The 13,271-nt window shown below is 40.8% G+C and carries 11 protein-coding genes; all 11 read left to right on the forward strand.

Annotated elements, in window-relative coordinates; genetic code table 11:
* Positions 1 to 54: 54 nt before the first annotated feature.
* The 11 genes from GM418_RS25880 (at position 55) to GM418_RS25930 (ending at position 13,001) form a co-directional block, all read left to right on the forward strand.
* Positions 55 to 2,340 (forward strand): FAD-dependent oxidoreductase, encoded by a 2,286-nt coding sequence (locus GM418_RS25880; protein WP_158870356.1) that lies wholly within the window; start codon positions 55 to 57, stop codon positions 2,338 to 2,340.
* 36 nt (positions 2,341 to 2,376) lie between these two features.
* Positions 2,377 to 3,813 carry an alpha-L-fucosidase gene (locus tag GM418_RS25885; RefSeq protein WP_158870358.1) on the forward strand — a complete coding sequence of 479 codons (1,437 nt, stop codon included), beginning with the start codon at positions 2,377 to 2,379 and terminating at the stop codon, positions 3,811 to 3,813.
* Positions 3,814 to 3,872: 59 nt separating this feature from the next.
* The gene (locus GM418_RS25890; RefSeq protein WP_158870360.1) at positions 3,873 to 4,925 is read left to right on the forward strand and encodes an NHL repeat-containing protein; all 1,053 of its coding nucleotides are present in this window, start codon (positions 3,873 to 3,875) and stop codon (positions 4,923 to 4,925) included.
* Complete coding sequence (locus GM418_RS25895; RefSeq protein ID WP_158870362.1) at positions 4,925 to 5,656, forward strand: SDR family oxidoreductase; 732 nt, start codon at positions 4,925 to 4,927, stop codon at positions 5,654 to 5,656. Before GM418_RS25890 ends, GM418_RS25895 begins: the two co-directional genes overlap by 1 nt.
* Before the next feature lie 31 nt (positions 5,657 to 5,687).
* Positions 5,688 to 6,476: a hypothetical protein gene (locus tag GM418_RS25900; RefSeq protein WP_158870364.1), complete on the forward strand. Its 789-nt coding sequence runs from the start codon at positions 5,688 to 5,690 to the stop codon at positions 6,474 to 6,476.
* Between the two features lie 15 nt (positions 6,477 to 6,491).
* A complete protein-coding gene (locus GM418_RS25905; RefSeq protein WP_158870366.1) occupies positions 6,492 to 7,262 on the forward strand; it encodes an SDR family NAD(P)-dependent oxidoreductase in 771 nt (256 codons plus the stop codon).
* A gap of 18 nt (positions 7,263 to 7,280) precedes the next feature.
* Positions 7,281 to 7,961, forward strand: coding sequence for a deoxyribose-phosphate aldolase (deoC, locus tag GM418_RS25910; RefSeq protein WP_158870368.1), 681 nt, complete (start codon positions 7,281 to 7,283; stop codon positions 7,959 to 7,961).
* A 6-nt stretch (positions 7,962 to 7,967) separates the two neighbouring features.
* Positions 7,968 to 9,005: an alcohol dehydrogenase catalytic domain-containing protein gene (locus GM418_RS25915; RefSeq protein ID WP_158870370.1), complete on the forward strand. Its 1,038-nt coding sequence runs from the start codon at positions 7,968 to 7,970 to the stop codon at positions 9,003 to 9,005.
* A gap of 24 nt (positions 9,006 to 9,029) precedes the next feature.
* A complete protein-coding gene (locus tag GM418_RS25920; protein WP_158870372.1) occupies positions 9,030 to 9,791 on the forward strand; it encodes an SDR family NAD(P)-dependent oxidoreductase in 762 nt (253 codons plus the stop codon).
* A gap of 120 nt (positions 9,792 to 9,911) precedes the next feature.
* Positions 9,912 to 11,399, forward strand: coding sequence for an FGGY-family carbohydrate kinase (locus GM418_RS25925; protein WP_158870374.1), 1,488 nt, complete (start codon positions 9,912 to 9,914; stop codon positions 11,397 to 11,399).
* A gap of 36 nt (positions 11,400 to 11,435) precedes the next feature.
* The gene (locus GM418_RS25930; RefSeq protein ID WP_158870376.1) at positions 11,436 to 13,001 is read left to right on the forward strand and encodes a sulfatase family protein; all 1,566 of its coding nucleotides are present in this window, start codon (positions 11,436 to 11,438) and stop codon (positions 12,999 to 13,001) included.
* Positions 13,002 to 13,271 lie beyond the last annotated feature (270 nt).

A 13,271-nucleotide genomic window follows, 5' to 3' on the forward strand; every position in this document is an offset into this window, starting at 1 on the left:
CAATATATCAGTTCCCCGTCTGAATGGGCAGGGAACTGTTTTATATATTTTAAGATGAAATTATTCATAAGAATTTTATTGTTGTTAGTTCTGCCCTTTTTTTCTTTTGGTAAATCAGCGGGGAGAAATAATGATTTTATAAAATATACGACTGAGGTTTGTATCATTGGTGCAGGAAGTTCAGGAATTGGTGCTGCTCTTGCTGCTTCCAGGGCAGGTGCTAAAGTGGTATTAATTGAAAAGCAAAATAAAGTAGGAGGTACCAGTACTCAGGCTTATGTTAACAGTTGGGAACCTGGGCCAGGGTGTTCCTATGCGCAGGAATTATTTAATCGACTTTCAAAAGTACCTAATGCTGTTGGACTTGGCCGGCAGGTTCACGCTTATCAAAAGGATGAACCTTATGGTATATTTTTGACAGATACGAATTTAAATTACAACTATTCATTACGTCGTTCTGATCTTAAGGTGAATACGCAGTGCTCAAATGTCGCTTTTGATGTGGATACGTTTGATAAAACTGTTAGACAGATGTTGGACGAAACAGGGAATTGCCAGTTGATGCTTAATACTGCGCTCACCAATGCCATTACTGAGAATTCACAGGTAACAAGTATCGAAGCAATTTCAAATACCGGAGAGAGATACATTGTAAGCGCAAAAGTATTTATCGATTGTACTGGGGGGGCTTTTTTATGCAGGGACATAGGTTGTGAAATGATGCTTGGAGAAGAACCCCAATCGCGTTTTGGAGAGCCATCGGCACCGGAACATGGAACCCATTCCCTGAATGCATTGTCATTGTGTTATCAGATAAAACCATCAAAAGGATTAAAAGAAGAAAGCCGGGGAACGCCCGACGACGTTAAATATAATGTAGTTGCGCATACAACCGGGCCAGTTGGCGAACAACAAAAAATTACTGTCAACCCTCTTGGAATAATTGAAGGCGACCTTTTCCTCAAGCAGGAAAGAGATAGTGTTTATTCATATGGATGTAAACAGGTGGATAAACATTGGGCAAAACTTTGCACCTACCCACACTTTAAGGATTATGAGTTTGACAGTTACGCTCCGATGCTTGGCATTAGGGAAAGCTACCGCACTGTATGTGAATATGTATTGACTCAACATGATTTACTGGCCGGTATTTCCGGACAATATCATCCTGATATTGTTACAGTCGCAGATCATCCAATGGACATTCACGGGAAGACGAGTAACTTAAAAATATTGAAGGAAGCCTACGGAGTACCTTATCGTTGTTTAGTTCCAATTGGCTGGGATAATGTTTTAATCGCTTGCAGGGGAGCAGGTTTTAGTCATATTGCTGCTTCCAGTTGCCGGCTTTCCAGAACAATGATGAGTTTAGGGCATGCTGCTGGTTTTGCAGCCTGGCTGTGTGTGAATTTGGACAGGCCTGTTTGGGATATTCCTGTTGAAAGAGTACAGGCAGAAATGAACCTGAAATTGCGTCCCAAGGAAATACTTGATGCCGATCCGTTACCTGTAAATCAAACAATTGGTGAAATAGAATATAGCTTTCTATGCAGTGATAATGGTAATGATTCTATTTATCAGATATCAACAACAGGAAAGATTGAATGGAGTTATCCGGCATCCAATTGTCAGGATATCTGGAATCTCCCCAATGGCAATGTTCTTTTCACTTATCATCATGGAGAAAATGGCAGTGGAGGTGTAATGGAGGTAACAAAGCAAAAAAGGGTAGTATTCAACTTTGAAACAGAGGGTGAAGTACATACTTGCCAGCGGCTTGACAACGGAAATACATTAATTGGAATCAATAGGGATGCAAGCCTGGTAGAAGTTGATAATGAGGGGAATGTGAGAAAGAAAATTCAACTGAAAACAGATAAACGCGGACATGATGCTATTCGAATGGCACGCCAGCTTAAAAACGGAAATTATCTGGTTTGTCAGGAAGGAGATAACCTGCTGGCTGAATACAATAAAAATGGCAAATTATTGAGAACTTTCAATTCTCCCGGAAAATGTTTCGAAGCGGTTCGTTTAGATAACGGAAATACTTTAATCAGCGACGGCTCTGCATGCTCAGTAAGGGAGTTGGATAAAAAGGGGAAAGTGGTTTGGCAAATATCCCAAAAAGATTTTCCTGAAATAAAAATGAACTGGCTGGCAGGTATTGATGTCTTGCCCAATGGCAATGTTTTGGTTTGTAACTGGCTGGGACATGGGAAGTCCGGGCGGGGGATACCGGTCTTTGAGATTTCAAAAGACAAAAAAATAGTAATGTATTACACCGACAATATGCGTACAAAATCGATATCGAATATCTGTGCAATGCGGGATAAATAAAATTCAACGAGTGCTTATTAATTAATTTAAGTTTTTATGTGGAAAAAATTGATGTTTTTTGTGCTGACTCTTTGTGTTTTGTCGGCTAAATCACAATACGTTGACACTGCACAGGTTATCTATTTTAACGATTTAAATCAGCTAAAGCAACATAAGTCACCTCAATGGTTTAACGATGCCAAATTGGGCATTTTCATCCACTGGGGATTGTATTCTGTTCCTGCTTTTGCACCAACAAAGGGAAGTATACGTGATATTATGGATAAAGATCGTCGTGCCTGGTTTATGAATAATTCTTATGCTGAATGGTACCTGAATACCCTGCGTATTAAAGGTTCTCCAACTTATGAATACCACAAAAAAAATTACGGGCTGGATTTCGATTACTATAAATTCTCGGAAACTTTCAATAAAGAGCTTGCCGGATGGAAGCCTGAGGAAATGGCTGAGATTTTTAAAAATACAGGCGCAAGGTATGTGGTGTTAACATCCAAACATCATGATGGATACCCTCTCTGGCCCTCGCGTGTGCATAATAATAACATGACAGAAGCGGCACAGCCTGTATCACGCGACATTGTAGGAGAATTAACAAAAGCCGTGAGGGATAAAGGCATGAAAATGGGGCTTTACTATTCAGGAGGACTCGACTGGACTTTTAACCGTACCCCTGTTTTGGGAATACGTGGACTAAAAATTTCAACGCCACATTCATTGGAATATGCCAATGTAGCCGATGCCCATCTTCGCGAGTTAATCGAAAAATATCAGCCATCGGTTTTATGGGGCGATATTTATTATCCTGACCAGGGAAACATTTCAGGTATTGTTGCCGACTATTATAACCTTATTCCCGAAGGCGTTATTAACAATCGTTGGGGGGCTTCGGGCTTATCTGATTTCAGTACACCCGAATACAATAAATTTGAATCGATACAAGAGGATAAATGGGAAAGTTGCCGTGGATTAGGTTATTCTTTTGGTTACAATCAGTTTGAAGACGATAGCCATACCTTAAGTTCCACAGAATTAATTCATTTATTGATAGATGTGGTGAGTAAAAACGGTAACCTTTTAATTAATGTCGGGCCGAAACCTGATGGGACAATCCCGGCCATTCAGTTAGATCGCCTGAAAGAATTGGGCGAATGGATGAAAGTAAACGGAGAAGGTGTCTATGATACAAAACCATGGCAGGTTTGCTCAGGGGAAACTGTTTCAGGGAAAGAATACCGATTTACACAAAAGGGAGATAAGCTGTATCTTATCATGTTTGAAAAACCTGAAAAAGAGGAAGTCTTTAAAAATTTGGTTCTTAAAACAGGCACAGAATTAAGTTTGTTGGGAAACCATTTTACTCCAAAATGGAAACAGAATGAGACCAATTTGAAGATCGATTTCCCCGGTGATATTTCAGGGAAGCATGCTTATGTTATCGAGTTTTCTGCTTTACCAGGTTGCGTGATAGAGTAATCAATGATTTGTAGTAGGTTTTAGATACTACTTTAAGTATTCACATTAAATAATTAAAAATGAAACGAATTAAATTTTATACAATAATAGTTGTAAGTTTTTATTTTGTTGTGTCCTGCACTTCTCAGGAGCAAAAAAAAGCGGAGTTGTTCCTTGATTTGCCAGAGTATTGTAATACTCCTGATGGTATGACACTTGGGGATGACGGGAACATTTACCTTTCGTGCCCGAATTTTAACAACCCCTTATTTCCGGGGCTGGTCATGAAAATCAGTCCTCAGAATGAACTTTCGATATTTTATGCTATGCCGGCACACCCTGAAACAAAAATGGCCTGCCCGATGGGGCTTGATTTTGGCCCGGATGGCAACCTGTACATTGCCGACAATCAGTATTTCTATGATTCTGATCATAAATCGCGCTTAATTAGGATTGTTTTCAAAAACGGCAAACCGGTAAAAAGCGAAATACTTGTCGAAGGAATGAACCTGGCAAACGCTGTAATCTGGAAAGACAACGACTGTTTTGTAAGTGAAACACGCCTTAATCAGGATGGAGACGAAAGTACCAGTGGAATTTACCGCTTTACACTTGAAGAAATGAATCAAGGACCTGTAAAATTAAAACCGGGGAAAGCTGACGGGCATTTAATTGCCGATTTTAAAACAGCTTTTACCAACCGCGGTGACTGGGCGGGTGCTGATGGAATGACCATTGATTCGGAGGGCAACCTCTATACCGGTAACTTTGGAAACGGAGTGATGTCCAAAATAACATTTAATGAAAATGGAACAGTAAAATCAAATAAAATATTTGTTCAGGATAAAAGAATGACCTGCGTAGACGGTATTTTTTATAATGCTGAAAAAGATGTGATTTACGTCGCTGATTCAGAAAAAAACGCCATCCGTATTGTTTCGATGGACGGAAAAGTCAGCACCTTAAGTGAAAACGGCGATACCAATGGTTCTGACGGAGGCATGGATCAGCCTTGCGAGATTCTTATCAGGGGAGGTGAAATGATTATCGCTAATTTCGATATGCCATTTCCGGGGTTGAAGAATTCGGCATTTGATGCTCCTTATACATTGAGTGTAATAAATCTGAAGTAATGGAACAGTCATTAAAGGGGCAGGTGGCTTTGGTAACAGGTGCTTCTTCCGGCTTTGGTGCCGGTATGGCCAAACAACTGACTAAGAACGGTGTTATCGTTTTCATTATAGCCCGCCGTACCGAAAAACTGGCACTGGTTGCCGATGAAACAGGAGCTATTCCAATTACTGCCGACATCACGAAGCCGGAAGACTGGGATCTGGTGTTTAAAGAAATCTTAGAAAAAGAAGGAAGACTGGATGTTTTAGTCAATAATGCGGGTAACGGTGGGTCAATAGTACAAATTGAAGAACAGACTGATACAGCTATTTTAAATACAATTCAAACAAATCTGACCAGTGTTATTTGGGGCTGCAAGAGGGCCGCAGCTATTATGAAAAATCAGAAGTCCGGAATCATTATAAATATTTCTTCGGTTTGTGCTGTTAAGGCATGGCCTGACTGGAGTGTCTACGGAGCTGCCAAAGCTGGCCTGGAGCAATTTACCCGTCATTTGTATGTGGAACTGCGTCCGTATGGAGTTAAAGCCACAATTCTGCGTCCATCGTGGGGAACAACTGAATTTAAGGAAGCCTCACAATTAGAGGCGTTTGATCGGGAAACTGAAAAGAAAGTTATCCAACCAGAAGAAATAGGGAATTTGGTGGTTGATATCTGCCGGATACCAGCTCATCTGCTTGTGCCTGAAATCAGCATTTACCCAATGGTGCAAGAAATAAATCCTTATTAATCAAGAGAAATGGATTTAGAATATTTGGATTATGAATTTAAAGATAACATTTCTACTAATCATTTCAATTCTTCAATTTAATGTTATAAATGCACAAAGATTAACGATTGAAGGAGGACCTATTTCAAGATATATGGCACATGGTGTAGATGTTGGTTTAGCAGATCAAGAAGCGTTTCAATTAGGGATATATAAACCATTACCTTTCCACCTAAATTTTGTTATATGGTCAAGTTTTGCTGTTGATCGAAAATATGACAATCTTGATGAAGTAAATCTTCTTTTGAAATGGAGTAAATCATATTGGGACGATTCACGATTTCAAATTATTCTCAACTGTTATATTGATTATTGGTTTTACCATGGCATAAAAATGACTGCAGATATAAATGGCAATGCAATTGAAAAGATGATATTGCAGGGAAATAAAGCCAATTTCGGGTTCTCATTACCCAGTTTAATTAAATTATATGGTAAGCCACTTATAATATCCTACGATTACTTTTATTGGATACCGCTTTTCGAAAAAACCTTTTCAAAAGGTGGAATACACGAATTTAAACTTGACTATGGCTTACCACTACAATTTGAAACCAAAAGGCAGATATTAAAAATAGGAACAAGTACCAATTATTCTGAGAAAAATATCCTTCAACCATATTCTGGTTGGACCAACCTTGCTCTCCATATTTCAACCAAAATTATTTCTGAAACGTGGACATTGTCTCCTTCAATCCATTATCAATGGACATGGAAGAAAAGCATCAACAAGGAAAACGAATTTTGGTTCGGATTTACAATAGGGAAGTCATATAAATAATTAAATAAAAAAATCATGCAAATTGAATTTAAAAGCAAAGTTGCCTTAGTAACCGGTGCTGCAGGGGCCATTGGAAAAAGTATTGCCAAAGAATTAAAAGAAAGCGGTGCGAGCGTGTTTATTACCGATTTAAAACACGATGCAGTTCAGGTGGTTGCCTCAGAGCTGGGGTGTAAAGGACAGTCGGCTGATGTAACCAGCGAAAAACAGGTTAAAGCCGTTGTAACAAAGACGTTGCAGGAATATGGAACCATTGATATTTTAGTGAATGTTGCCGGAATTATTGACACCACTCCGGTGGAGGATATCACCGAAGCTGCCTGGGACCAGATGTTTGCAGTGAACTGCAAAGGGACCTTCTTTTTCACCAAATATGTTGTCCCGGTATTCAAAGAAAAAAAGAAAGGAAAAATCATCAACTTTTCATCCAAATCCGGCAAAACCGGCTCTGCTTTAATGAGTCACTACTGCGCTGCCAAAGGAGCTATTATTTCCTTTACTCAGGCCCTGGCATTTGAACTTGCGTCCTTTCAAATAAATGTTAACTGTCTTTGCCCGGGTATAACCGATAATACGGGAGTTTGGGATACCTGTTCCGAGGGATATATCCGCGATATGAACCTGCCGCGTGAGGATGTAGTAAATAAATTCACCGCTAAGATACCATTAGGCCGCCTGGCATCCGTTAAAGACGTAACTTCAGTAGCTGTTTTCCTGGCATCAGAAGGATCTGATTATATGACGGGCCAGGCAATAAATGTTACCGGTGGACGGGAAATGCATTAATTTAAAAAGAAGAAAATTATGTATACAAAAGAACAAGTTGCTAAGACAATAGATCATGCTGTACTGAAACCTGAATTTACGGATTCAGATATTAGAGAACATGCAGAAATGTGCAAGGATTACGGAGTTTACAGCATGTGTGTTCGCCCCTGCGATGTAAAATATGCAAAAGAGTTATTGGCCGGAAGTGATGTTAAAGTCTCTTGTGTGCTGAGTTTTCCCCATGGAGCTGATACTTCCGGTGTAAAAGCCTTTCAGGCAGCTCAGGCCATAAAAGAAGGTGTGGATGAAATTGACATGGTTATGAATATCGGTAAATTTTTGTCGGGAGATTATGACTATGTTTTGAATGATATAAAAGCAGTGGTTGAAACAGCTCACAAAAAAGGTGTACTGGTGAAAGTGATACAGGAAAGCGGTTATCTTACCCTGGAACAGGTAGCCAAGGCATGTGAGTTATCTTACGAGGCAGGAGCGGATTTTGTAAAAACTTCAACCGGATTTGGAGCAGGTTCAGCCACCCCTGAAATCATTGATGTAATGATAAAAACAGTGGGTGATAAAATGAAAATTAAACCTTCAGGCGGGATTCGCAGTTGGGATACCGCAGTCGGTTACCTGGATCAGGGAGCCGATCGTTTGGGGGTTGGTTCTACAAAAGCTGTTTTGGAAGGAAGTGTTGCAAACGGTAATTATTAAATCAGTATGAAAGCAGTTAGGTTCTATGCTCCCGGAGATGTGCGGGTTGAAGAAATTCCTGTGCCGGATTGTAACCCGGGAGAAATACGTGTTAAAGTAGATGCCTGTGCCGTTTGTGGATCCGATTTTAAAACTTTTCGGGTTGGAAATCCCAGAATGAAGCCTCCGATAACGATGGGTCATGAGTTTACGGGGATTATTGAGGGAATCCCTGAACCGATTTCCGGCTTTGAAAAAGGAGACCGTATTGTAATGGCCACCAGTATTAGTTGCGGGGAATGTCTGTATTGTAAAAAAGGCCTGACCAATTTGTGCATAAACCTTGCCCCAATGGGATTTGCATATAACGGGGGTATGGCAGAATATGTAACCATACCGCAAAAAGCCATCGCCAACGGGCATTTAATAAAAGTGCCCGAAGGAATTAAGGCGGAGCATGCTGCACTTGCCGAACCACTAAGCTGTGCTGTGAATTCGGTCTTTCAGAGTAAAATCCGTACAGGTGATTTTGTACTGATCTTGGGGGGTGGGCCGATGGCCATACTCAATGCTTTGGCTGCCCGGGAATCCGGTGCGTCAAAGATTTTTATGACAGAATTATCTGCACCACGGATAAATCAGGCCCGCTTGTTTGATATCGACCGAATAATTGACCCCTCCAAAGAAAATTTAAAGGAAATAATACTGGAGGAAACGGGGGGCTATGGTGCCGACGTGGTAATTGTGGCAGCTCCTGCTGCTGCTCCCCAGGAGGAATCACTGGGTCTTGTAAGGAAACAGGGGACAGTATGTTTGTTTGCCTCGCTTCCTAAAGGGAAAAGCAGTTTAAATATCGATAGCCGGTTAATCCATTACAATGAAATCCATCTTACCGGTAGCAGTGACTCAACTGCTGAACATGTAAAGCGTGCAGTTGAGATGCTTTCATCTCCCGGATTTCCTGCCGAAAAGTTGGTTACGCACATAATGGGGCTTGGAAATATAAACGATGCATTTGAGCTGATGGAGAAAGGTGAAACATTGAGGGTTGTGTTAAAGCCATAAATTTTAAATGAACAGAAATAAATTATGGAACTGAATTTAAAAGATAAAGTTGTGTTGGTGACCGGGGGGAGCAGGGGCATAGGCAAAGCCATTTGCCTGGCATTTGCGGAAGAAGGGGCAAAAGTAGTTGTAAACTATGTGCGAAACCGGGAGTTAGCGGAAAAGACAGTAGCAGAAATAAAACAAAAATACCGGGCAGGTACCATTGCAGTTAAGGCAGACATGTCTTGTGAACAGGAGGTTCTGGATATGATAGTAAAGGCTGAAAAGGAACTTGGTGCGATTGATATCCTTATCAATAATGCAGCTTATTGCCCGTCAGGTCCGATAGCATCCTATACCTCGGAAGAGTGGGATAAAACATTTGCCATCAATATAAGGGGAACATTCCTGTCCAGTCGTGAATTGATAAAAAAATGGCAGTCCAAAAACCGTAAAGGGGCCATTGTAAATATTGCCTCCCAGGCTGCCTTTCGGGGTTCAACAACCGGGCATTTGCCTTACGACAGCAGCAAAGGTGCCATGGTTTCATTTACCATTGGTCTTGCACGGGAAGTTGCAAAACAGGGGATAAGGGTAAACGCAGTTGCTCCGGGTTTGGTTCGTACCGAAATGGTGGCTGAAACCTGGGAAAAGAAAAAAGAAAAGTACCTGGAACGAATACCGCTCTACCGAATTGCCGAACCGGAAGAAATTGCCCGGATAGCTGTTTTCCTGGCATCGGATGCAGCCAGTTATATCACCGGTGCAACCATTGATGCCAGTGGTGGAATGATGATGCGTTAACCCCAATGATTTTTATGTTATGAAACTCAATTCTAACTATACCCGGCTTTGGCTGGTGATGTTTCTTCGGTATTTACAGGTATTTTTTAGTTTTCTGTTCAAATTACAAAAAGGAATTTTATGAAAGAATATCTGTTGGGGATTGATAACGGAGGAACTGTCACAAAAGCTGCACTGTTTGATACCGTAGGACTTGAAGTGGCAGTGGTATCCAGAAAAGTAGAAATCATACAGTTGTTTCCTGGATGGAACGAACGTGATGCTGAAAAAATGTGGAAAGATACCTGTGAAATTATCAGAGAAGTACTAAGCCTTTCAGGAATAAAACAAGAGCAGATACTCGGGGTCGCCTGCACAGGACATGGGAATGGACTATACCTCGTCGACAGTAATGGAGTACCGGTACGTAATGCCATTAATTCAACCGATACCAGATCACAAGAATACGTTGATAACTGGAAAAAATCAGGTATTGATAAATTGGTTTTACCTCACACAACACAAAGCTTATGGCCCGGGCAACCAAATGCTATTCTGGCATGGCTTAAAGAACATGAACCGGAATCGTTAAATAAGGCAAAATTTGTATTGATGGCGAAAGATTTTATCCGGATGAAGTTGACGGGAGAATTTTTTGCAGAAATAACTGACATGTCCGGGACAAGCCTGATGAGCGTTGGTAAAGGGAGTTATGACAACCATATACTGAAATTATTTGGACTGGAGGAATTGGAAGATATGTTGCCCCCCTTAATTGGTTCATCCGGGCTGGCGGGAAATATTACGCAAAAAGCAGCAGTTCAAACCGGGTTAAAAGCTGGCACTCCTGTGGCAGGAGGAATGTTTGATATTGACGCATGCGCACTGGCATCAGGTATTGCAGATGAAAGCCAGATGTCGCTGGTGGCAGGTACCTGGGGGAACAACCAGTATATTGCCAAAAAGCCGCTTGTCGATAAAGATTTGTTTATGTCCAGTATATATGCTATCCCCGGATGGTACCTGATGCTGGAAGGCAGCCCTACATCGGCAGGGAATCTTGACTGGTTTATAGACACTTTTCTTCAGGACGAGAAAAAACAACAGGGTGGCCGGTTTTTTGAATGGTTAAACCAACAGGTGCATTCTGTTTCACTGGAATCATCTGATATTATCTTTTTACCTTTTCTTTATGGCAATAATACGGGGAAAAATATACCGGCAACTTTTTACGGACTGGAAGGCAGGCACAACCGTGCCCATTTGATCAGGGCAGTTTACGAAGGAGTTGTATTTTCGCATAAAACACACATCGAACGGTTACTGAATTTTCGTAACCCGCCGGATGTTATCCGTTGTACCGGAGGCGCTTCTCAAAGCAATGTGTGGATGCAAATGTTTGCCGACGCGATTGGCATCCCGGTTGAAATCCCGAAGGGAATACAATTAGGTGCATTAGGTGCTGCAATGGCGGCTGCGGTTTGTTGCGGAATTTTTAAAAATTTTAATGAAGGAATTCAAAATATGGTCAGAATAGAGCACACTTATGCTCCCAATATGGTAATCCACAAAAATTACCAGGAAAAATTTTATGTTTATAAAAATATAATTCGTAGTTTTTCGCTTTGAAAAAAAACAATTTGCTAACATAAAGAACCCGGAAAGATGAAATATGTAAATTTTTTGTTGTTGATAATTTTTATCACAGGTTGTACCCAGCTGGATAACACGGTAGCGGAAAAGTCTGTTCATCCTAATATTATATACATTTTAGCCGATGATTTGGGATATGGTGATGTTTCCTGTTTAAATGAGAATTCGAAATTGTGTACGCCGGCAATTGATAAACTTGCAAACGAGGGAGTTTTGTTTACTGATGCCCATACCAGCTCTGCAGTTTGTACACCAACCCGCTACGGTATTTTAACCGGAAGATACAATTGGAGGTCTACACTAAAAAGAAGTGTTTTGTCGGGCTATTCAAAAGCATTGATAGCCGCAGACAGATTAACCGTGGAAGAATTGCTGCAAAAAAATAATTACCATACAGCGTTTATTGGGAAGTGGCACTTGGGCTGGGACTGGAATATCATAAAGTCTGAAGATTGGCAATCAGGGCCACTTGGTTCAGGGAAAGATCCTGAAGTTGACTTTGGCAAGGCCATTAAAAACGGACCCAATGAGAGGGGATTTAGTTACTCTTACGGTTTTTCCGGTTCGTTAGATATGCCACCCTATGTTTACGTGGAAAATGGTATGCCTACTTCAATTCCCACTGATACAACTGTTTGCGTTGATGACAAAGGCTTCTGGAGAAAAGGATTAACCGGCTCCGATTTTAAACATGCTGAGGTTTTGCCCCACCTCACCGATAAGTCTGTTCAATATATTAATGAACGGGCACAAGCCAATCAACCATTCTTTTTATATTTTGCTCTACCTGCACCACATACGCCAATACTTCCTTCATCTGAATTTTTAGGTAAAAGTAATACGAACTTTTACGGCGATTTTGTTTTACAGGTTGATGATGTTGTCAGAAGAATTACCGAGGCGGTTAACAAAAGCGGAATCAGCAACAATACCGTTATAATGTTTACATCCGATAACGGTTGTTCTCCCAAAGCAAATTTTGCAGAACTTAAGAACGTTGGTCACAATCCAAGTTATGTATTCAGAGGTCATAAGGCCGATATTTATGAGGGCGGCCATCGTGTGCCATTTATAGTAAAATGGCCGCAAAAAGTAAAGCCCGGCCGCAAATCAGATGAGATAATCTGTACCACCGATTTAATGGCTACTGTTGCCGATATAGTGGATTTTACTTTGCCTGAAAATGCCGCTGAAGACAGTTACAGTTTTTTGCCCGTTTTAACCGGCGAAAATTATAAAAGCCCAATCCGGGAGGCCATTGTAAATCACTCTATTGATGGAAGGTTTGCCATAAGAAAAGGAGACTGGAAACTGGTTCTTTGGCCCGGTTCCGGAGGCTGGAGCTTTCCAAGAACAGAAAAAGAACTGAACGGATTGCCGGACTACCAGTTGTTTAATTTGAAGGAAGATCCTTCAGAGAAAACAAATCTGGTAAATGAATATCCGGATAAGGTAAATGAATTAAGAGCTTTATTAACCGCTTACATTGTTCGGGGAAGAAGTACGAGCGGTAGTCCACAGGAAAATGACAAAGTCGATAACTGGCCACAAATAGACTGGATCTCGAATGAGCATTAAAAATAACAAAAGTCCTTTTATAGATCTGCCAACAAATAAAAAGGCAGCAGGTATATAAGGAGGTTACCCTGCCGGAATTAAAAATTATGCAGACACTTGGGCTACAGGCTTCAGGAGACAGCAAAAATATATCTTGTGTATTCTGTATATCAATCTGTTGTGTTGGCTGGGGTGGAAGTTTTTAAAGAGTAGTAATCTTGAAACTATTTTTAATTTGGACTAGAAAAGTACGAACAGAAATGCTGTTTTCATAATACCACGAAAAATATC

This window comes from Maribellus comscasis (genome assembly GCF_009762775.1).
Classification (GTDB): Bacteria; Bacteroidota; Bacteroidia; order Bacteroidales; family Prolixibacteraceae; genus Draconibacterium; species Draconibacterium comscasis.